The organism is Nocardioides sp. NPDC047086 (assembly GCF_040643685.1).
Lineage (GTDB): Bacteria > Actinomycetota > Actinomycetes > Propionibacteriales > Nocardioidaceae > Nocardioides.
Map to the genome: position 1 here is coordinate 52884 of NZ_JBEYUV010000018.1, position 20564 is coordinate 73447.

The following is a 20564-nucleotide window of genomic DNA, read 5'->3' on the forward strand; positions in this document are numbered from 1 at the left end:
CCCGTGGGTTTCTGGGATGTCATCACGGGTCGTACGCGACCGAAGCAGGCCAATCTCGACGCGCTGTTCGCGGTGCCGACCGCCGCACTCACGATGCAGACCTCGCTCGGGCTGGTCCCGACCGGCGACGGAGCTGTCTGCTACCGGGCCGCGGCCGGGGCCGGGTTCGCCGGCACCCAGGACGACATCGTCGCGCTGCTCGGCGCCTCCGAGAACGCGCCGAAGGTGACCACGAGCATCGACGAGTTCGGCTTCACCTGGCTCAGCGTGGACCATGAGCCGCTGGACCCGGCCAACCCCGACATCACCGGCCTGGTCACCGACCTCCACGCGGTCAACACCACCCTGGAGATGAACGGCTTCGGGCCCGGGCTGCTCTGCTCGCTGATCGCCTTCAGAGGGGCCGACGGACGCAGCGTCGGGCTGATCTACCTCTACAAGCAGGGCACCTTCTACCCCTTCGTCCCGACCGGCCCGCAACAGCGCGACAACCTGCTCGAGATCAACGTCCGCACCGCGATCGAGGGCGACCTCCCGGTCGAGAAGGACCTGTCCCGCTGGCTCGCGCTCTGGGGCGCCCCCGGGCTCTGAGCTCGATGGAACGCGGGCTGAGCTTCGGGGCGGTCGTGGAGGGCTACGAGCGATTCCGTCCCGGCTATCCCGCCGAGCTGGTCGCGCTGGTGAGAGAGGTCGCCGACGGTCCGGTGCGACGGGCTACCTGCGCCACCTCGACACCATCTCCGCGGTGCGGATCCTTCCGGCCGCCGACCGATCCGCACTCTTCGCCGATCTGGCCGCGGTGCTCCCCGCGCAGGTGGAGGTACGTGCGGACCTGATGCTCCACACCGCCCGCCGCGCCGGCGCGGACGCGCCGGATTCACAGGCTCCGCACAGCCCGAGCCGACCTCTCGCATAGCCACGCTCACGACAGTCCTCTCGTCGGACCTCGGCGGCCCGCCGGGGTGGAGGAGAGAGGCAGAGTGGTGCGCAAGAGACTCACGGAGCGGTGGCGGAGGCTGGGGCGTACGGCCCGGATCCTGCTCGCCGCCGGGGTGGCGGCAGTGGTGGTCGGTGGCGGGGCGGGCGCCTGGGCGCTGACCCGCGAGGACACCGCACAGTCGCAGACGATGACGGCGCAGGCGTCCTCGGGAACCGTGAAGCAGACGGTCTCCGCCAGCGGCACGGTCGAGGCGGCCGAGACAGCCGACCTGACCTTCGAGGTCTCGGGCACCGTGACGAAGGTGCACGTCGCCGAGGGCGACGTGGTCAAGAAGGGTCAGGCGCTCGCCGAGGTCGACGACGAGTCCCTGATCGCGTCGCGCACCGCGGCGAAGTCCGCGCTGGCCGCGGCCGAGGAGCAGTACGAGACCGACCAGGACTCGGGTGCCTCCGACGTACAGCTCGCCTCCGACGAGGCCGCCGTGGTCTCGGCCGAGGCCGATCTGGACAGCGCCCGCGAGGCGGTCGAGGACGCAGTGCTGCGCTCCACCATCTCCGGCACCGTGACGGCGTTCGACATCGAGGTCGGCGACACCGTCGGCTCCGGCTCCTCGTCCACCAGCAGCAGCTCCGGCTCGGGTGACAGCGCTGCGGGAGGCGGCGGGACCATGCCCGGAGGTACCGGCTCGGGATCGGACTCCTCGAGCGACTCCGGCTCCAGCGACTCCAGCGGGACCGTCACGGTCGTCTCCACCGACTCGTTCGTGGTCGAGGCGACCGTCAGCGCCGACGACGCGTCGACGGTGAAGAAGGGTCTCCAGGCCACCCTCACCCTCAACGGTGCCGAGGAGGACATCTACGGCACCGTCTCCACGGTCGGGAAGGTGGCCGAGTCGAGCTCGACCGGTGCCGCGGTCTTCCCGGTGACCATCGCGGTCACCGGCGAGGTCGAGGACGTCTATCCCGGCACGAGCGTCACCGCCGCGATCACGGTCAAGCAGCGCGAGAACGTGCTCACCGTCAACAGCGCCGCCATCCAGACCGACGGCGACAAGACGTACGTCGACAAGGTCGTCGACGGGAAGGCGGTCAGGACCGAGGTGACGACCGGCGAGGTGTACGGCGCCACGACCGAGATCACCAAGGGCCTCGAGGACGGCGACAGCGTCGAGATGCAGGGATTCACCAGGCCCACCGGCGCTGGCGGCGGTGACGAGGGCGGCCAGGGTGGCCAGGGCGGTTTCCCGGGTGGCGGAGAGCTCCCGGAGGGTTTCCCGGGTGGCGGCGGCTTCCCGGGCGGCGGTGGCCAGTGAGCACGCTCGAGGTGACGTCCGAGACCACCGACGCGGTGGTGTCGCTCGAGGGCGTACGCAAGACCTACCACTCCGGTTCGATCGAGTTCGAGGCCCTGCGCGGGGTCGACATGCGGATCACGGCGGGGGAGTACGTCGCCGTGGTCGGACCGTCAGGCTCGGGAAAGTCGACGCTGATGAACATCCTCGGCTGCCTCGACGTACCGACGCAGGGGAGCTACCACCTCGGCGGCGAGGACGTCTCGACGATGTCGGAGACCGAGCTCGCCAACGTCCGAAACCGCCGGATCGGCTTCGTGTTCCAGCAGTTCAACCTGCTGCCGAGCCTGGCGGCGTGGCGCAACGTCGAGCTGCCGCTGGTGTACGCCGGCATGGGCAGCGCCGAGCGGCACGAGCGCGCCGTCGAGGCACTGACCAGGGTCGGCCTCGGCGACCGGGTCGACAACCGGCCCGGTGAGCTCTCCGGCGGCCAGCAGCAGCGCGTCGCGGTGGCCAGGGCCCTGGTCACCGAGCCGGACATCATCCTGGCCGACGAGCCCACCGGCAACCTCGACTCCGGCTCGACCACTGCGGTGCTCGGGCTCCTCGACGAGCTCCACGACAGCGGCCGCACGATCGTGCTGATCACCCACGAGCACGACGTCGCGGCCCGGGCGAGTCGCAACCTGACCATCCGCGACGGCCTGATCACCGCCGACGACCTGGTGGGGGCACGATGAGCTGGGCGGAGACATTTCGCACCGCTTGGGACGCGGTCCGCTCCCACCGGCTGCGGTCGATGCTGACGATGCTCGGCATCGTGATCGGCATCGCCTCGGTCATCCTCACGGTCGGGCTGGGCCAAGGTGCCCAGGACCAGGTGAAGTCCCAGATCAGCGCGCTGGGCAGCAATCTGCTGATCGTCTCGCCCGGTTCCTCGACCGACTCCTCCGGGGTACGCGGCGGGTTCGGGTCCGCCTCCACGCTGACCCTCCAGGACGCCGACGCCATCGCGGACGACGCGGCCGCTCCGGACGTGAAGGGAGTCGCCCCGGTGACCTCCTCCAACGCCCAGCTCGACACCAGCACGACCAACTGGACGACCTCGCTGGTCGGCGCCACGACCTCGTGGCTCGACGTACGCAAGCGGAACCTCTCCTCGGGACGCTTCTTCACCTCCCAGGAGGTCTCTCAAGGGGCGAAGGTGGTCGTGCTCGGGTCCGACACCGCCTCGGAGCTGTTCAGCGGACCGGCCAATCCGGTCGGGCAGACCGTGAGCGTCGGCGGCACCCAGCTGACGGTGATCGGCGTGCTCGCCTCGAGCGGCTCCTCCTCGTCGGGTTCGACCGAGGACGACACCGCGGTCACCCCGATCAGCACCGCGAAGGCGCTGACCGGGTCCTCCAGTTCCAGCGTCTCGACGATCTATGTGGAGGCCTCCTCGGAGGACCGCCTCTCGGCTGCGTACCAGGAGATCGACGCGCTGCTGCTCAACCTGCACGACGTGAGTGCGGCCGATGCCGACTTCACGATCTCGTCGCAGGACTCGCTGGTCGAGACCGCCAACGCCACCAACGAGACCCTCACGGTCCTGCTCGGCGGCATCGCGGCGATCTCGCTGCTCGTCGGCGGCATCGGGGTCATGAACATCATGCTCGTCTCCGTCACCGAGCGGATCCGCGAGATCGGGCTGCGCAAGGCGCTCGGCGCCACCCCGGCGGTGATCCGCAACCAGTTCCTGGTCGAGGCGTCCCTTCTCGGGCTGGCGGGTGGCGTGGTCGGCATCATCATCGCCTCCCTCGGCGCCTGGGGCCTGCCGGACCTGATCGACCAGCCGGTCTCGGTCTCGCCGGTGGCCACCGCGGCCGCCTTGGCCACCTCCCTCACGCTCGGCATCGGCTTCGGGGTCTACCCCGCGACCCGTGCCGCCCGCCTGACCCCGATCGACGCACTCCGCAGCGAGTGACGCACCCATCTCGACGTACGAAGGAACTCTTTGTGAAGCGCATCTGTTTGGCAGCCATCGCCGTGGGCGGGCTGTTCCTGCTCACCGCCTGCGGCTCCGACGACACGGCCCAGGATGCTCCCGCCGGTGACAGCCAGGGGGCTGGTCAACAGGGCGGCGGCCAGCGCGGCGGCATGCCGGGGGCCAGCGGCAAGATCGCCGCCGCCGACGGCTCCACCATCCAGGTTCAGGGCAGCGGCAGCCAGACCGCCGTGACCTACACCGACAAGACCGCGATCACCCAGCAGGTCACCGGGAGCCTCGCCGACATCACGGCCGGGGTGTGCGTGGTGGTCACCCCGGCCGACGGCTCGGAGAGCTCCGAGACCGCGGTGACCGCGGTCTCGATCCGGGTCACGGAGAAGACCGACGGATCCTGCCAGCGTGGCTTCGGCGGCGGCCGTCCCTCGGGGATGCCCGAGGGGGAGATGCCCTCGGGCGCGCCGGAGGGCGGGATGCCTTCAGGTGGCCCCGGAGGTGGTGGCGGGTTCGGCACCTCGGGTGAGGTGACCGCCGTCTCCGGTGACACGATCACGGTCGCCGCGACGAGCTTCGACCCGCAGGCCGAGGAGGGTGCTGAGCCCGAGACCACGACGGTGACCGTGACCACCACCGGCGAGACCACGGTGACGACCACCAGGACGGCCGACGCCTCAGCGCTGACCATCGGCCGCTGCGTCACGGCCAACGGCACCGCGGATGACACCGGCGCGGTGAGCGCCGAGCGGATCGAGGTCTCCGACGCGGTCGACGGCGAGTGCTCCACCGGCTTCGGACGCGGTGGGTTCCCGGGCGGCGGCTCGCAGGGCGGGGCGTCGTCGTGAGACGGCCGGCTGCACGCTGGGTCAGAGCCACCTCGGGAGTGGCGACCCTGGCCGTCCTCGCCGGCTGCGGCTACGTGGCGTACGCCGCCTCGACGGACCCCGCCGACGGCTATCGTCTTGCGTCGGCCTCGACCGGCGACGTCGAGCAGACCCTCTCGCTCGCCGGAACGGTCGCGCCGAACGGCCGGGCAGACCTCAGCTTCGGCACCAGCGGCACCGTGGCCTCGGTTGTCGAGGAGGGCACCACGGTCAAGGAGGGCCAGGTCCTGGCCAGGCTCGACACGAGCTCGCTGAAGAAGAGCCTCAAGACGGCCAAGGCATCCCTCGCCTCGGCCAAGGCACAGCTGGAGTCCGACAAGGAGGCCCAGGCCTCTGGCTCCACCTCCTCATCCTCGAGCACGGCCACCGAGTCGAGCACCACGACGTCCGACACCTCGGGCGGTGTGATCACGGCCGTCTTCACCGGCAGCTCGGGCACCTCGGGCACCATGACGGCGGTCGGCGACACCGACGTGGTCGCGCAGATCAAGGCACTGCAGACCGAGGTCACCGACGCCCAGACCGCGGTCTCCACGGCCGAGGGTGAGCTCGAGGACGCGCAGGCCGACCTGTCCGCCGCCATCGACAAGCTCTCCGAGCTAGTCTCGGGCGGTGGCACGCTCGACGACGGTGGAGCCCTCGCCCAGGCACTGGACGATGCCAAGGCCAGCTGCACCTCGACCGACGAAGGCTCCTCGGAGAAGTGCACCAGCAACCTGAACGACGCGCTCGCCGCCCAGGGCTCGGCCAAGGGCAGCGTGCAGGATGCGATCGGTCAGCTCAACTCCGCGCAGGAAGCCGTCGGTCGCGCCAAGGAGGCGCTCTCGGGTGCCAAGGGAACGCTCGCCACCACGATCGATGATCTCGACGCCCTGCTCGCCTCGGCCTCCGCCGGAGGCACGGGAGGCGGCACCGGAGGAACTCCCGAGGGTGGCCAGGGTGACACCGCGGGTGGATCCCCAGGCGGCTCCGGCGGGGAGAAGCCCGGAGGCGTCGAAGGCAGCGTCGAAGGTCAGAGCGGCGCGGGTACGCAGCCGGAGGGCATGACGGGCCAGGGCAGCGCGGAGAGCGGCTCCGGTGGCGCCATGGGCGGGTCCGGCCAGTCGGTCACGGCGGCGACGATCGCCCAGGACCAGGCCGAGATCGACCGGGCCGAGGTCGACATCATCGACGCCAAGGCAGCGTTGGCCGCCGCCGTGGTCAAGGCACCTGCGGACGGCACGGTTGCTGCTGTGGACGTCACCGATGGGTCCTCGGTGAGCGCCGGTGCTGCCGCGGTCACCGTGATCGCCGAAGGCCTGACGAGCGTTGAGCTCGAGGTCACCAGCGCGCAGCTGGGCAAGCTGCAGGTGGGCCAGACGGCCGCGGTCTCGCCGGCCGGTGTCGACAAGGATCTCTCCGGCAAGGTCACCCTGCTCGGAAAGGTGCCGGACACGTCCTCCGGCAGCAGCACCTTCTCGGTGACCGTGACGCTCGATGAGGAGGGGCTGGACCTGCTCGCCGGCAACACCGCGACGGTGGAGGTCGTCCTGGGATCCGCCGAGGACGTACTCACCGTTCCTGCCTCGGCCGTCTCCAACGGATCCGTGACCGTTCTGGACAAGGACGGCAACCCTCAGAAGGTACGCGTCACCACCGGGCTGACGGGCAGGACCACGGTCGAGGTGACCGAAGGGATCGACGAGGGCGACGAGATCGTGCTGGCCGACCTCTCGACCGCACTGCCGACCACGGACGACTCCTCCTCCGACGGCGGTGGTGGCGCGTTCAGCACCGGCGGCGGTTCGAGTGTCTTCCCCGGTGGCGCCGGGGGAGCTGGGTTTCCAGGCGGCGGTCCGCCGTCCAGATGACACGCACAGGAGCCACACAGGAATCACACAGCCTCTCGGGGCAGGATGAGTGACATGACCGCTGCCGCCTCCGACATGACCCGCCTCGACGGGTCGCCCCTTCGTGTTCTCGTCGTGGACGACGAGGTCAACATCGCCGAGCTGATCATGATGGCGCTGCGCTACGAGGGCTGGGAGGTGTCGGCGGCACACACCGGCACCAAGGCGGTCAACGCCGCCCGCGACTTCACGCCGGACGCGATCGTGCTCGACTGGATGCTGCCCGACTTCGACGGGCTCGAGGTGCTGCGCCGGGTGCGGTCCACCAACCCGGCCGTACCCGTCCTCTTCCTCACCGCCAAGGACGCGGTCGAGGACCGGGTCGCCGGGCTGACCGCGGGCGGTGACGACTACGTGACCAAGCCGTTCTCGCTCGAGGAGCTCGTCGCCCGGCTGCGCGGGCTGATGCGGCGGGCCGGCGCGACCAGGGTCGAGGAGCACTCGGTGATCCGCGTCGGCGACCTGACGATGGACGAGGACTCGCGCGAGGTGCACCGTGACGGGGAGGAGATCACCCTCACCGCCACCGAGTTCGAGCTGCTCCGCTTCCTGATGCGCAACCCCCGCCGGGTGCTGTCCAAGGCCCAGATCCTCGACCGGGTCTGGTCCTACGACTTCGGCGGCCAGGCCAACGTCGTCGAGCTCTACATCTCCTACCTGCGCAAGAAGATCGACGCCGGGCGCGAGCCGATGATCCACACCATGCGGGGTGCGGGCTATGTGCTGAAGGCCGCTGAGTGAGTATCCGTTTGAAGCGGCTGGTCGCGCCGCTGAGCTCGCGGCTGGTCATCACCGCAGTCTCCCTGGTGCTGGTCGTCTCGCTCCTGATCGCCACGTTCGCCACGATCGCGCTGCGTGAGACGTTGATGGACCGGCTCGACCGGGACGTCAAGGACATGGCTCGCATCGTCGGCGGTCCAGGCCCTGGTCCCGGGCGTGGCCTCGGCAGCGCGCCGGACTCGTTCATCGCGTACTTCCCCGAGAACGGTGAGGCCCAGGGCACGCTCGGTGACTTCGACCCGGACAAGGTGAAGTCGCTCAGCACCGCCGACCTGGACGCGTTGGAGGACGTACGTGCCGATGCTCACCTTCACGACGTCGAGCTGCCCGACCAGGGCACCTTTCGGGTGGTCGCCCAGTCCGGCGTCGACACCGAAACGGGCCAGGCGGTGGTCGCCGTCGTCGGCCATTCGACGGCCGAGGTCGACAACACCATCCAGAGCCTGGTCTTCTGGGAGGCCCTGCTGACCCTGCTGGGGGTGGTGGCGGCCGCGGGTGCCGGCTATGTCGTCGTACGCCGCCAGCTCAGCCCGCTGCGCGAGGTCGCCGCCACCGCGCACACCGTCGCCGCGCTGCCGCTCTCCTCCGGCGAGGTCTCGGTGACCGAGCGGGTACCCGAGCGGCTCACCGACGAGGACACCGAGGTCGGCCAGGTCGGCGCCGCGCTCAACTCGCTGCTCGACCACGTCGAGACCTCGCTGGCCGAGCGTCACCGCAGCGAGCAGCAGGTACGCCAGTTCGTCGCCGACGCCTCCCACGAGCTGCGCACCCCGCTGACCACCATCCGCGGTTACACCGAGCTGGCGCAGCAGCGTCCCGAAGCGGTCCCGACGGCGCTCGGCAAGGTCGAGGAGGAGTCGCTGCGGATGACAGCGCTGGTCGAGGACCTGCTCCTGCTCGCGCGCCTGGACCAGGGCCGCCCGCTCGCGCGCGACTCGGTCGACCTGACCCGGCTGCTCCTGGAGGCCGTCGACGACGCCCGCGTCGTCGACCCCTCACACACCTGGCGGCTCGAGCTGCCGGCCGACGCCGACTCGGGCGGGGCTGAGGTGATCGTCACTGGCGACGCCCAGCGCCTTCACCAGGTGATCAGCAACCTGCTCACCAACGAGCGCCGGCACACGCCCGCCGGCACCACGGTCACCGTCCGCGTACGTCCTGACGGCTTCGACGTCCACGACGACGGCCCCGGCTTCCCGCCGGCCCTGGTCCCGCGCGCCTTCGAGCGATTCACCCGGGCCGACGAGGCCCGTCAGCGCGACGGCGGAGCCGGCCTCGGCCTCGCCCTCGTCCACGCCATCGTCACCTCGCACGGCGGCTCCGTGAAGCTGACCAGCGTCCCCGGCGACACCACCATCGCCGTACGTCTCCCCGCCCACTGACCTCAGCCGAAACCGCAGAAACGGACGCCGAGAAATCACCTGTGGGCGACGAATCTCTACATTCGTCGCCCACAAGTGCGGACTCGGCCCGCCACAAATGCGGGCTCGGCGGGAGGAGGTCAGTCCTTCTCGGTCTTGCCGGGGAGGTCGAGCATGCGCTGCAGGGCGAGCTTGGCGTAGTGCTCGGTGTCGGGGTCGACCTCGATGCGGTTGATGACCTGACCCTCGACGAGGGACTCGAGGGCCCAGACGAGGTGGGGGAGGTCGATGCGGTTCATCGTCGAGCAGTAGCAGACGGTGCGGTCGAGGAAGACGATCCGCTTGTCCGGGTGGGCGTTGGCGAGGCGCTTGACCAGGTTGAGCTCGGTGCCGATCGCCCAGGCGGACCCGGGAGGAGCGGCCTCGATGGTCGAGATGATGAACTCGGTCGAGCCGACCAGGTCGGCCTTGAGGACGACCTCGTGCTGGCACTCGGGGTGGACCAGGATCTGCACGCCCGGGATCTCGGCGCGCAGGTCGTCGATGGTGTCGGGGGAGAAGCGGCCGTGCACCGAGCAGTGGCCCTTCCACAGGATGATCTTGGCGGCCTTCAGCTCCTCGGCGGTCACGCCACCGCCGGGCTTGAGCGGGTCCCAGACCACGCAGTCGCCCAGCGACATGCCGAGCTTGAGCACGGCGGTGTTGCGGCCGAGATGCTGGTCGGGGAAGAAGAGGACCTTGGCATCGTCCTTCTGGTCGAAGGCCCACTCCAGCACGGCCTGCGCGTTGGAGGAGGTGCACACGACGCCGTCGTGGCGCCCGCAGAACGCCTTGATGTCGGCGGAGGAGTTCATGTACGTCACCGGCACGACCTGCTCGGCGACGCCGGCCTCCGTGAGCGCCTCCCAGGCCTTCTCGACCTGGCCCAGGCGCGCCATGTCGGCCATCGAGCACCCGGCCGCAAGGTCGGGGAGGATGACCGCCTGCGAGGACGAGGTGAGGATGTCGGCCGACTCGGCCATGAAGTGGACGCCGCAGAAGACGATGTACTCCGCGTTCGGACGGGCAGCGGCGTCGCGCGCCAGCTTGAAGGAGTCCCCGGTCACGTCAGCGAACTGGATGACCTCGTCGCGCTGGTAGTGGTGCCCCAGGACGAACACGCGTTCACCGAGCTTCTCCTTGGCGGCGAGCGCGCGCTTGACCAGGTCGGGGTCGGAGGCGGCCGGCAGGTCGCCGGGGCACTCGACGCCACGCTCGGAGTTCAGATCGGTACCGCGCCCCAGGGGGAGGAGCGGGAGGTCGACAGTCGTCATGATGACGATAATACATGTCGAGGGCTCGGCTCCTCGGTGGCGTGGGTCACATGGTGGTACCGATCAGGCGCGCAGCGGGCGCACGGCGTCCCAGGCGGGGTCGGTGTCGACCCGGGTGACGACGTCGCCGTGGACCCAGCCGCCGACGGTCTTCTCGAGCCGTTGCGGGGCGGAGGTGGTGGGATCGACGTAGGCATGGAGAAGGCGTACGCCGTTGGTGGTCTCGTGGGCCACGACGCGGCCGTCGGGGCCGAGGGTCGAGGTGAGCCGGTCCTCGAGCTGGCCCAGCTCACGCAGGGCGTCGGCCGAGGGCAGCCCCCGCTCGGCGAAGCCGACGTAGGGGACCATCACTCCGACGTGATGAGTCAGATTGGGTGCGGTGACCGGGTGCAGCGGGACGACCGCGCTCGCGATCACCGGCCCCTGCGGGCTCTCCCCGTGCAGCAGCACCCAGGCCGGGTTGCCGTCGGGGTCGACGTACTCCTTGCGGAGGTTGCGTACGGCGACGCGCAGCCCGTCGAGGCCGAAGCCGTCGCGGGGGCGGGCTGTGGTGGTCTCGACCTCGCCGATCCACAGCTCCGTGCTGGACTCGCCCAGCGCCGTGTCGAGGGCATGGAAGGCGACCTGGAGCCGGGCGTCCTCGGCGAGGTCGGGGAACGTGGGGTGGTAGAGGGTGAGGTCGAAGTGGGCGCCGCGCTGCCGGGCGCCGACCAGTACGTCGGCGAGCCGGACCGCGGAGCCACCAGGGGTGGTGAGCACCGCCTCGACCGGATCGTCGAGGGGCGGGCGCTGGTCGCTGAACTCCCAGGGTGAGATGTCATCGGGCTCGGGGGCGGCGAGCAGCCAGCGGCGTGCCAGCGCACGATGGTCCGGGTTGCCGCCGGCCGAGACGACCAGCAGCCGCCCGCCCAACGGCCCGGGGCCGACCTCCCAGCTCAGGCCCGCCTCCATCGCGTCCACCCGTCTGGCCAGCAGGGTGACGAGAGCCTCCTGGTCGTCGGCGTCGAGCGCCGCACCGCAGGCAAGCGCGCCCTTCTGTGCCCACCAGCTCCAGAAGGCGCTGATCCGTCTGCTCTCTGAGTCGCCGGCCCGGCGCCGCCCGAAGATCCGCACGAAACGACCTTAACGCGACGCATGCTGAATGGTTACGACACCGAAACGTCGGAGGGAGCACCCGCAGCTTCCGTGCGCGGGTAGGTTTCGGCCATGCGAGTGCTGATCGCCCCCGACAAGTACGCAGGCACGCTCACCGCCTCCCAGGCGGCCGCCGCGATCGCGGAGGGGTGGCGGCGTACGGCACCCCGGGACGAGCTCTCGCTCGCGCCGATGGCGGACGGCGGCCCGGGATTCCTCGAGCTGCTGGACGAGGTCCTCGGCGGTGACCTGCACGAGGTCGAGGTCAGGGGTCCGCACGGTGAGCCGGTGACCGCACAGGTGCTGGTCGACGGCGAGACCGCCTACGTCGAGTCGGTCCAGGCCGCCGGCCTGCACCTGACCGGCGGGAAGGGGGCGGAGCAGGCCAGCTCGTACGGCGTGGGGCAGCTGCTCCTCGCCGCCCGCGACGCCGGAGCCCACAAGGTCGTCGTCGGCCTGGGCGGCTCGGGCACCAGCGACGGGGGAGCGGGGCTGCTCGCCGCGCTGGGCGCCACCGCGGACCGGCCGCTCGATGCCGGCGTCGCCGGGCTCGAGGGCATCTCCGAGGTCACGCTCCCCGAGCCGCTGGGCCTGGAGATCGTGATCGCCAGCGACGTGGACAACCCGCTGACCGGCCTCTTCGGGGCGGTCAAGGTCTATGGCGCGCAGAAGGGGCTGGCCGAGGAGACCATGCCCCGCTGGGACGGCGCCCTCCAGGATCTCGCCGCCGCCACCTCACGTAGGACCGCGACCGAGAAAGGCGCCGGCGCGGCCGGTGGGATGGGGTTCGCGCTGCTGCTCCTCGGTGCCACCCGACGGCCGGGGTTCGACGTCGTCGCCGACCTGCTGGGCCTGCCCGAACTGGCCGCCGGGACCGACCTGGTGATCACCGGTGAGGGTTCCTTCGACCCGCAGAGCGCGGCCGGGAAGGTTCCGGCCGGGGTGGCCAGGCTGGCCGAGCAGGCGCTGCGGCCCTGTGTCGTGCTGGCAGGCAGGGTCAGCATGAGCGGACGGGAGATGCGTACGCTCGGCATCGACGCCGCCTATTCGCTCGTCGACAGCGTCGGCGAAGAGCGGGCGATCGGCCAGGCGTACGACTCCCTGGTCCAGGTCGCGGCCAGAGTGGCCCGGACCTGGTCCGTCGACCATCGGGAATAACCGAGGATGTGCGACGATTGACCTTGAGACACACCCGCACCCACGCACAGGGAGCCCAGCTACATGACCGAGCAGACGACCGAACGCCGCGCCGACTCCATCAACCTGAGTGACGTTGCCGCCGCGAAGGTGAAGAGCCTCCTGGAGCAGGAAGGCCGCGACGACCTGAGCCTGCGCATCTCCGTGCAGCCCGGTGGCTGCTCCGGCCTGCGCTACCAGCTCTTCTTCGACGAGCGCACCCTCGACGGTGACGTCGTCACCGACTTCGACGGTGTCTCCGTCGTGGTCGACCGGATGAGCGTTCCCTACCTCAACGGCGCCATGATCGACTTCGTGGACAGCATCGAGAAGCAGGGGTTCACCATCGACAACCCCAACGCCACCGGATCCTGCGCCTGTGGTGACTCGTTCCACTGAGTCCCAGTACATCAGCAGCCCCTGCCGGATAGGCAGGGGCTGCTGGCATTTCTGATCTCGCTCAGGCGGGATCGATCAGGTCAGGGCGAGACCGTCGGCGACGTGCCCGCAGGTCTCGAGCATGGCGGCGTCGCGCGGCTCGCGGGCCTGCATCCGCACCGCGGGCGCGGGGCGGGCCGCTTCGCGCACCCGGGGCGTGGGCAGGCGCAGCGCGCTGTCGGCGGCGGCACAGTCGGCGCAGAGCTGCGCGGGGCTGTCGAGGTCGTCGTACGGAACGCGCATTTCTGTCATGCAAACGACGGTAAGCACTACCAACCAGTAGCAGAAGGCCGACTCAGCGGTAATATTCATCTCCCGTCCACGGCCGAGCCTTAACATCGCCCGAGGTCTCGCCGGTAGGGTTCCGCGCATGTCCGGTTCACTCCTGATCGCAGGCTCCATCGCCACTGACCACCTGATGAGCTTCGGCGGAAAGTTCGCCGATTCGCTGGTCGCCGACCAGCTCGACAAGCTCTCGGTGAGCTTCCTGGTCAACGACCTCGAGATCCGCCGCGGCGGCGTCGGCGCCAACATCTCCTTCGGTCTGGCCAACCTCGGCCTCGCGCCGGTGCTCGTGGGTGCGGTCGGCGAGGACTTCGCCGACTACCGTTCCTGGCTCGAGCGCCACGGCGTCAACTGCGACCACCTCCACGTCTCCGAGACGCTGCACACCGCACGGTTCGTGTGCACCACCGACACCGCGATGGCGCAGTTCGCCAGCTTCTACCCGGGCGCGATGGCCGAGGCGCGCGAGATCGAGCTCGGTCCGATCGCCGACAAGGTCGGCGAGCCGGCGTTCGTGCTGATCGCTCCGGACGACCCCGACGCGATGAAGCGCCACACCCAGGAGGCGCGCCAGCGCGGCTACACCTTCATCTCCGACCCGAGCCAGCAGCTCGCCTTCGGCGACGGTGAGCTCATTCGCGAGCTCGTCGACGGCGCCGCCTACCTGTTCACCAACGAGTACGAGTCGCACGTGCTCCAGCAGAAGACCGAGTGGTCCGCCGAGGAGGTCCTGGCGCGCGTGGGCACCCAGGTCACCACGCTCGGCAAGGACGGCGTACGCATCCAGCGCAAGGGCGAGGAGGCGATCGAGCTGCCCGCCGCGAAGAACGTCGACGCCGTCGAGCCGACCGGGGTCGGCGACGCGTTCCGAGCCGGGTTCCTGGCCGCGCTGGCGTGGGACTGCGAGCTGGAGCAGGCCGCCGAGGTCGGCTGCGTCCTCGCCGCCTACTGCGTCGAGACCGTCGGCCCGCAGGAGTACTCCTTCACCGCCGAGGAGTTCGTCGCCCGGGTCCGCAAGTCCTACGGCGACACCGCCGCCGACCAGATCGCCCCGAACATCAAGGCCTGAGCCTGCGAAGCCGCGACCGCGGGTCGAGATCGACGACAGCTCGTCAGCTGAGGCGGCGTATCCGATAGACGGGTACGCCGTCCTCTGCTGCGACCTCGCCGACGAACTCCTGCCCGCGCATGCGAGCCCAGGCGGGTACGTCGTGGTGGGCGGCGACGTCGTCGGCCGCGACGGCGATGACCTCGCCGACCTGGACGTCGCCGAGGTGGCGGCCGAGCTCGATGATCGGCCGCGGGCAGGCCTGTCCGCGGCAGTCGAGGGTGACGACCGGGCCGCTCACAGCCCAGCCTCGGCGCGCAGGTCCTTGACGATCCTGGGCAGTGCGTCGAGCACGCGCTCCACATCCTCTCGCGTCGTGTCGCGGGTCAGCGATAGGCGAACGTTACCGTGTGTCAGCGCTCCCATGGCAGCCAGTACCCGAGAGGGTTCGCGGGTGTCCGAGGTGCAGGCCGAGCCGCTGGCTACACCGGCGCCGATGCGGTCCAGTGCGGTCACCAGCGCCTCGCCGTCGACGTACAGCGCAGAGAACGTCACCAGGTGGGGGAGCCGGCCCTCGTCGGGGCCGGCGACGTCCACGTCCGGGATCTCCGTCCGAACCCGTTCCCTGACCCGCGCGATCAGCTCGTGCTGGCGGGCATTGACCTCCGCGCGCTCGGCGACGACCGCCTGGAGCGCCGCCGCCGCCGCCAGCGCCCCGGGAATGTTCGTGAACCCCTGATCCGTACGCGACCACTCATCGCCAGGGAACGGCCAGCGCCACCGGGCGGAGCGGCGTACGACCAGCACTCCCACGCCACCGGGGCCGCCCCACTTACGGGCGGAGCCGGCGATCGCGTCCCCGACCGAGGGCAGCGGCAGCCGTCCCATGGAGGCGCCGGCGTCGACGAAGAGGGACGTCGGGCCGATGGCGGAGGCGACCTCGTCGAGCGGCTGGAGCGTGCCGACCTCGTGGTTGGCCTGCTGGACGGCGACCACGTCGATCTCTCCGCCCGAGACGGCCTCCCGCGCCGCGGCCACCTCGACCCGAGCCTCGCCGTCGACGGCGAGCTCGGTGACGGGGGAGCGCTGCGACCATCGCGCGGCGTCGATGACCGCCTGGTGCTCCACCGCACTGTGACCGATGCCACGTGCCCCGAGCCCCAGCAGGCCCGCGTGCACGGCGGCGGTGCCCGAGGATGTGAAAAGCACCTCATCGCGACGCACTCCCAAGGCCTCGGCGACGACCTCGCGGGCGTTCGAGAGCAGCAGCCCGGCGTTACGGGCCGGCCGGTGGAGGCGGCGCGGGTCGGCGTACCCCTGCTCGGCCGCGGCCAGAAGCACTTCCCGCGCCGCGGGATGGAGCGGTTCGGCCGAGGCGGCGTCGAGGTAGGTGAAGCGGTCGGTCACAGAACCCAACGGTAGCCATACGCGACATGAGGAACCCCTGAAGATGATTCCGAAGCCGCTCGCGGTAGTCTGCCGACATCTGAGTGTTCGCATGAGAGAGAGGCTCGTAGTGGGTCTGCACTTGCCAGGGGCCGGATCGAATCCGTCCCACGCCCGCGCCCGACGTGGTGCGCTGGTGGCGACGCTGACGGCCGGCGCCCTTCTGCTGAGTGGCTGTTCGGACGAGGCGGCGCGTTTCGGCTTCCCCGAGCCACGTTCTGAGCAGGGGGATCACAACCTTGCCCTGTGGCAGGGCGCGTGGATCGCGGCGTTGATCACCGGTGTCCTGACCTGGGGGCTCATCTTCTGGGCGATCTGGCGCTACCGGCGCCGCAGCGACGCCGACGTCCCGGTCCAGACGCGTTACAACCTGCCGTTGGAGATCTTCTACACGATCGCCCCGGTCCTGATGGTGATCGTCTTCTTCGACCACACCGTCAAGGTCCAGAACGAGATGCTGGACGACGGCAACCCGACCAACGTGATCGAGGTGACCGGCCAGCAGTGGCAGTGGACCTTCAACCACGGCATCGGTGAGCCCGACCTGAGCGCGGACGACAACCTCGTCGACGACGAGTTCGCCTACGACAGCTACGGCTACGTCGTCGGCACCGGCTCGCACATCCCGACGCTGGTCCTCCCGGAGAAGACCACCACGCGGTTCAACCTGCGCTCGGCCGACGTCATCCACAACTTCGGTGTCCCGGAGTTCGGCATGAAGATGGACGTCGTCCCGGGTCGGGTCAACCACTACTCGATCACCACGAAGGAGGCCACAGCCACCTTCGATCCGAGCGCTGAGGACCTCATCGAGGGCAAGACCTTCCGAGGAGCCTGCTACGAGCTCTGCGGCGTCTACCACGCCCGGATGATCTTCAAGGTCGCGATCCTGTCCGAGAGCGACTACAAGTCCTACGTCGACACGCTGGCGCAGAACGGCTTCGAGGCCGAGCGCCCGCTGCTCGGTGGTGGCAAGTCCACCCGCCCCGCCGACGACGTCGCCGCTCACAACGAGGAGGAGGGCGAGTGACCGCCACCGCTGCACCCCCAGTCGCCGGCGGCCGCAAGCCGCTCGGCAAGCTGATCTACCAGCTGCTGACCACCACCGATCACAAGCTGATCGGCAAGATGTACCTGGTCACGTCGTTCTTCTGGTTCCTTGTTGGCGGTCTGATGGCGCTGCTGATGCGTTCGGAGCTGGCGTTCCCGGGACAGCAGGTCGTCAACGACGAGCTGTTCAACCAGCTGTTCACGATGCACGGCACGATCATGCTGCTGCTCTTCGCGACGCCGCTGTTCTTCGGCTTCTCCAACGTCATCATGCCGCTGCAGATCGGCGCTCCTGACGTCGCCTTCCCGCGACTCAACATGTTCAGCTACTGGCTCTACCTCTTCGGTGGTCTGATCGCGGCCAGCGGCTTCTTCACTCCGACCGGCGCTGCCGACTTCGGCTGGTTCGCCTACACGCCGCTCTCCAGCGCGCAGTACTCGCCGGGTGTCGGTGGCGACCTGTGGATCATGGGCCTCTACATGAGTGGTCTGGGTACGATCCTCGGCTCGGTCAACTTCATCACCACGATCATCTGCATGCGGGCGCCGGGCATGACCATGTTCCGGATGCCGATCTTCACCTGGAACACCCTGATCACCGCGCTGCTCGCGCTGATCGCGTTCCCGATCCTGGCCGCCGCGCTGCTGATGCTCGAGTCCGACCGCCAGTTCGGCTCCCATGTCTTCGACGCCGCCCATGGTGGCCCGATCCTGTGGCAACACCTGTTCTGGTTCTTCGGCCACCCCGAGGTCTACATCATCGCGCTGCCGTTCTTCGGCATCATCTCCGAGATCCTCCCGGTCTTCAGCCGCAAGCCGATCTTCGGCTACGTCGGTCTGGTCGCCGCGACCCTCGGCATCGCGATCCTCTCGGTGGCGGTGTGGGCGCACCACATGTTCGTCACCGGCGCGGTCAACCTGCCGTTCTTCTCCGGCATGACCTTCCTGATCGCGGTGCCCACAGGCGTGAAGTTCTTCAACTGGATCGGCACGATGTGGGGCGGATCGGTCAGTTTCGACACCCCGATGCTCTGGTCGATCGGCTTCCTGACGACCTTCCTCTTCGGTGGTCTGACCGGCATCATCCTGGCGAGCCCTCCGCTCGACTTCCAGGTCTCCGACTCCTACTTCGTGGTCGCGCACTTCCACTACGTGGTCTTCGGCACCGTCGTGTTCGCGATGTTCGCCGGCTTCTACTTCTGGTGGCCGAAGATGACCGGCCGGATGCTCGACGAGCGGCTCGGCAAGGTCCACTTCTGGCTGCTGTTCGTCGGCTTCCACGCGACCTTCCTGGTCCAGCACTGGCTCGGTGTCGAGGGCATGCAGCGGCGTATCGCCGACTACCTGCCCAGTGACGGGTTCACCTTCCTGAACCAGTTCTCGACGGTGGGCGCGTTCCTGCTGAGCCTGTCGATGCTGCCCTTCTTCTACAACCTCTACGTCTCCCGCAACGCCCCCAAGGTCGAGGTGGATGACCCCTGGGGTTGGGGCCGCTCGCTGGAGTGGGCCACCGCCTGCCCCGCGCCGCGCCACAACTTCGTCTCCATCCCGAAGATCCGCTCGGAGTCCCCGGCCTTCGATCTCCACCACCCGGAGATCGCCGCGCTGGAGCACGACGAGGACGATCTCGCCTCCACCAGCTCCCACAAGGAAGGCTGACCCCGATGAAGTCTGAAGCCTGGATCTTCGTGGTCTGCACCGCCTTCATGGTGCTGGTCACGCCGGCCTACTGGTTCGTCACCGCGGCCTCCGAGGAGGGCGGCGACTGGACCGGCACCTCGGCGCTGGTGATGTGCACGCTGCTGTTCTTGATGATCACCGTCTACCTCGGCTTCCACGCCATGAAGATGGACCCGCGTCCCGAGGACCGCGAGGACGGCGACATCGCCGAGGGTGCGGGGGAGTACGGCTTCTTCCCGCCGTTCTCCTGGTGGCCGCTGTGGGCCGCGCTCACCTTCGGCCTGGTCGTTCTCGCCGTCGCGATGGCTGCCTGGTGGCTGGTCATCATCGCCGCCGTGCTCGGCATGCTGGCGACCGCCGGCTGGAACTTCGAGTACTACCGAGGCGAGTTCAAGCACTGAGCAGATGAACGTACGAGGGGCCCGATCCGGCAGGGATCGGGCCCCTCGTCATGTCTTGGCCACCTCTTGGTGATGCCCGGTAGGGTTAACGCGCCCGCGCCCGCGCCCGGTTTCGGGGCGCCGGGATACAACGTCAGGTCTGGAGCAGCCACACCGTGTCAACGCAGTCACCGTTTCACCGCCCGTCCCTGCTTGCCCGTCGTCGGGTGCTGCTGACCACCGCGACCGCGGTCCTCACCCCGGTGCTCGTCGCCTGCGGGGCCGACTCCGGTTCCAAGGAGCCCAAGAAGCCCGCCGAGCCGACGGTGCAGATCACGCCCAACATCGAGAACGACGCCACCGGTGTCGCGGTCGACAAGGTCGTCAAGGTCGACGTGGCCAAGGGGCGCCTCGACGAGGTCATGCTGACCGGCGCCAAGGGCACCAAGGTGCGGGGCACGATGACCGAGGACGGGCTCAGCTGGAGCGCGGGGGAGGTGCTCGAGCCGACCGCCTCCTACACCCTCTCGGTCACCGCCACCGGTGACGACGGGCTGGAGCAGACGAGCGAGGTCAAGTTCTCCACCGAGGATCTCGGCCTGGACCGCCAGACCTACCCGTCGATCGCACCACTGGACGGCGAGACGGTCGGTGTCGGGATGCCGATCATCGTGACGTACGACCTGCCGGTGAAGAACAAGGCCGCCTTCGAGAAGAAGATGATCGTCGAGTCGACCCCGAAGCAGGAGGGGTCGTGGTACTGGGTGAGCGACAAGGAAGTCCACTACCGCCCGCGCAACTACTGGCAGGCCAACTCCACGATCAACGTGAAGCTCAAGATCAACTCGGTCCCCGCCGGTGGTGGGATCTTCGGTCAGAAGGACCGCGAGATCACGTTCAAGACCGGTGACGCACACATCTACCGGGCCAACGCGCAGACCCATCAGATGGAGGTCTTCAAGAACGGGCAGAAGATCAGGACGATCCCGATCACGACCGGCAAGGAAGGGTTCATCACCCGCAGCGGCGTGAAGGTGATCATCGAGAAGTTCAAGCGCAAGACCATGAACTCCGAGACCATCGGGATCAACCAGGGCGACCGGGAGTACTACAACATGGAGGGCGTGAAGTGGGCCCTGCGGCTGACGTTCTCCGGTGAGTTCATTCACGGCGCGCCGTGGTCGGTCGCGCAGCAGGGCAATGCCAACGTCTCCCACGGCTGCACCGGGATGAGTGACGAGAACGCCAAGTTCCTCTACGACATGACCCGCCGTGGTGACGTGGTCGAGACGGTCGGCACCAACCGCGAGATGACCTTCAGCAACGGCTGGGGCGACTGGAACACCTCCTACGAGGAATACCGGGCGGGGTCTGCCCTCGCCTGACTTGCGGCGCGCCGCGTGTTGCCTGGGTCTTCGGCGCGTTCTGAGTCGATAGTGTGCATTGCAGTAAATAGCGCGTGACATCACGCGGTTGCTGCTTGCT

General features: G+C 69.3%; 21 protein-coding genes. 16 read left to right on the top strand and 5 right to left on the bottom strand.

All coding sequences use genetic code 11. The features are described 5' to 3' along the window. Positions 1-3 precede the first annotated feature (3 nt). From ABZ796_RS14730 to ABZ796_RS14770, 9 genes are all read left to right on the top strand, one after another. Positions 4-591 carry a hypothetical protein gene (locus tag ABZ796_RS14730; protein WP_357337769.1) on the top strand — a complete coding sequence of 196 codons (588 nt, stop codon included), beginning with the start codon at positions 4-6 and terminating at the stop codon, positions 589-591. Positions 592-745: 154 nt separating this feature from the next. Then, complete coding sequence (locus tag ABZ796_RS14735) at positions 746-916, top strand: hypothetical protein (RefSeq protein ID WP_357337771.1); 171 nt, start codon at positions 746-748, stop codon at positions 914-916. 67 nt (positions 917-983) lie between these two features. Then, on the top strand, positions 984-2252 hold the full coding sequence (locus ABZ796_RS14740; RefSeq protein ID WP_357337773.1) for an HlyD family efflux transporter periplasmic adaptor subunit: 1269 nt from the start codon (positions 984-986) through the stop codon (positions 2250-2252). Beyond that, on the top strand, positions 2249-2971 hold the full coding sequence (locus ABZ796_RS14745) for an ABC transporter ATP-binding protein (RefSeq protein ID WP_357337774.1): 723 nt from the start codon (positions 2249-2251) through the stop codon (positions 2969-2971). Before ABZ796_RS14740 ends, ABZ796_RS14745 begins: the two co-directional genes overlap by 4 nt. Continuing rightward, the gene (locus ABZ796_RS14750; protein WP_357337775.1) at positions 2968-4197 is read left to right on the top strand and encodes an ABC transporter permease; all 1230 of its coding nucleotides are present in this window, start codon (positions 2968-2970) and stop codon (positions 4195-4197) included. The genes ABZ796_RS14745 and ABZ796_RS14750 overlap by 4 nt, the downstream gene beginning before the upstream one ends. Before the next feature lie 32 nt (positions 4198-4229). Further along, entirely contained in the window at positions 4230-5060 is an 831-nt protein-coding gene (locus ABZ796_RS14755) for a hypothetical protein (protein WP_357337776.1), read from the top strand. Then, positions 5057-6949: an HlyD family efflux transporter periplasmic adaptor subunit gene (locus ABZ796_RS14760; RefSeq protein WP_357337777.1), complete on the top strand. Its 1893-nt coding sequence runs from the start codon at positions 5057-5059 to the stop codon at positions 6947-6949. Before ABZ796_RS14755 ends, ABZ796_RS14760 begins: the two co-directional genes overlap by 4 nt. Positions 6950-6994: 45 nt before the next feature. Then, positions 6995-7729, top strand: a complete 735-nt coding sequence (locus tag ABZ796_RS14765) for a response regulator transcription factor (protein WP_357337778.1) — start codon at positions 6995-6997, stop codon at positions 7727-7729. Continuing rightward, on the top strand, positions 7726-9150 hold the full coding sequence (locus tag ABZ796_RS14770; protein WP_357337780.1) for an ATP-binding protein: 1425 nt from the start codon (positions 7726-7728) through the stop codon (positions 9148-9150). Before ABZ796_RS14765 ends, ABZ796_RS14770 begins: the two co-directional genes overlap by 4 nt. 119 nt (positions 9151-9269) lie before the next feature. On the opposite strand, the gene nadA is transcribed toward ABZ796_RS14770, so the two are convergent. Further along, complete coding sequence (gene nadA / locus ABZ796_RS14775; RefSeq protein ID WP_357337782.1) at positions 9270-10442, bottom strand: quinolinate synthase NadA; 1173 nt, start codon at positions 10440-10442, stop codon at positions 9270-9272. A gap of 63 nt (positions 10443-10505) precedes the next feature. Further along, positions 10506-11555: a DUF695 domain-containing protein gene (locus tag ABZ796_RS14780; protein ID WP_357337783.1), complete on the bottom strand. Its 1050-nt coding sequence runs from the start codon at positions 11553-11555 to the stop codon at positions 10506-10508. A gap of 93 nt (positions 11556-11648) precedes the next feature. Here ABZ796_RS14780 and ABZ796_RS14785 point away from each other — a divergent pair, with 93 nt between their 5' ends. Then, a complete protein-coding gene (locus ABZ796_RS14785; RefSeq protein ID WP_357337785.1) occupies positions 11649-12734 on the top strand; it encodes a glycerate kinase in 1086 nt (361 codons plus the stop codon). A gap of 63 nt (positions 12735-12797) precedes the next feature. Then, a complete protein-coding gene (gene erpA / locus ABZ796_RS14790; protein ID WP_008363173.1) occupies positions 12798-13151 on the top strand; it encodes an iron-sulfur cluster insertion protein ErpA in 354 nt (117 codons plus the stop codon). 75 nt (positions 13152-13226) lie between these two features. Here the strand turns inward: erpA and ABZ796_RS14795 are convergent, their stop codons facing one another. Continuing rightward, complete coding sequence (locus ABZ796_RS14795) at positions 13227-13442, bottom strand: hypothetical protein (RefSeq protein ID WP_357337787.1); 216 nt, start codon at positions 13440-13442, stop codon at positions 13227-13229. Between the two features lie 118 nt (positions 13443-13560). Between ABZ796_RS14795 and ABZ796_RS14800 the strand changes: the two genes are divergently transcribed. After that, positions 13561-14544: a carbohydrate kinase family protein gene (locus tag ABZ796_RS14800; protein ID WP_357337789.1), complete on the top strand. Its 984-nt coding sequence runs from the start codon at positions 13561-13563 to the stop codon at positions 14542-14544. Between the two features lie 43 nt (positions 14545-14587). Here ABZ796_RS14800 and ABZ796_RS14805 read toward each other — a convergent pair whose 3' ends face one another. Next, entirely contained in the window at positions 14588-14824 is a 237-nt protein-coding gene (locus ABZ796_RS14805; RefSeq protein ID WP_357337791.1) for a sulfurtransferase TusA family protein, read from the bottom strand. Next, positions 14821-15930: an aminotransferase class V-fold PLP-dependent enzyme gene (locus ABZ796_RS14810; RefSeq protein WP_357337792.1), complete on the bottom strand. Its 1110-nt coding sequence runs from the start codon at positions 15928-15930 to the stop codon at positions 14821-14823. Before ABZ796_RS14810 ends, ABZ796_RS14805 begins: the two co-directional genes overlap by 4 nt. Before the next feature lie 175 nt (positions 15931-16105). Between ABZ796_RS14810 and ABZ796_RS14815 the strand changes: the two genes are divergently transcribed. The 4 genes from ABZ796_RS14815 (at position 16106) to ABZ796_RS14830 (ending at position 20464) form a co-directional block, all read left to right on the top strand. After that, positions 16106-16999 carry a cytochrome c oxidase subunit II gene (locus ABZ796_RS14815; RefSeq protein WP_357337794.1) on the top strand — a complete coding sequence of 298 codons (894 nt, stop codon included), beginning with the start codon at positions 16106-16108 and terminating at the stop codon, positions 16997-16999. Next, positions 16996-18678, top strand: coding sequence for a cytochrome c oxidase subunit I (gene ctaD, locus ABZ796_RS14820; RefSeq protein WP_357337796.1), 1683 nt, complete (start codon positions 16996-16998; stop codon positions 18676-18678). The genes ABZ796_RS14815 and ctaD overlap by 4 nt, the downstream gene beginning before the upstream one ends. A 5-nt stretch (positions 18679-18683) precedes the next feature. Further along, positions 18684-19100: a cytochrome c oxidase subunit 4 gene (locus ABZ796_RS14825; RefSeq protein ID WP_357337797.1), complete on the top strand. Its 417-nt coding sequence runs from the start codon at positions 18684-18686 to the stop codon at positions 19098-19100. 206 nt (positions 19101-19306) lie between these two features. Continuing rightward, the gene (locus tag ABZ796_RS14830) at positions 19307-20464 is read left to right on the top strand and encodes an Ig-like domain-containing protein (protein ID WP_357337799.1); all 1158 of its coding nucleotides are present in this window, start codon (positions 19307-19309) and stop codon (positions 20462-20464) included. The last annotated feature ends 100 nt before the right edge of the window (positions 20465-20564 follow it).

Excerpts from the sequence above, each read along its gene's own strand:
- ABZ796_RS14750 (WP_357337775.1), top strand. The coding sequence starts at position 2,968 with ATGAGCTGGGCGGAGACATTTCGCACCGCTTGGGACGCGGTCCGCTCC.
- ABZ796_RS14765 (WP_357337778.1), top strand. The coding sequence starts at position 6,995 with ATGAGTGACATGACCGCTGCCGCCTCCGACATGACCCGCCTCGACGGG.
- nadA (WP_357337782.1), bottom strand. The coding sequence starts at position 10,442 with ATGACGACTGTCGACCTCCCGCTCCTCCCCCTGGGGCGCGGTACCGAT.
- ABZ796_RS14785 (WP_357337785.1), top strand. The coding sequence starts at position 11,649 with ATGCGAGTGCTGATCGCCCCCGACAAGTACGCAGGCACGCTCACCGCC.
- erpA (WP_008363173.1), top strand. The coding sequence starts at position 12,798 with ATGACCGAGCAGACGACCGAACGCCGCGCCGACTCCATCAACCTGAGT.
- ABZ796_RS14795 (WP_357337787.1), bottom strand. The coding sequence starts at position 13,442 with ATGACAGAAATGCGCGTTCCGTACGACGACCTCGACAGCCCCGCGCAG.
- ABZ796_RS14800 (WP_357337789.1), top strand. The coding sequence starts at position 13,561 with ATGTCCGGTTCACTCCTGATCGCAGGCTCCATCGCCACTGACCACCTG.
- ABZ796_RS14825 (WP_357337797.1), top strand. The coding sequence starts at position 18,684 with ATGAAGTCTGAAGCCTGGATCTTCGTGGTCTGCACCGCCTTCATGGTG.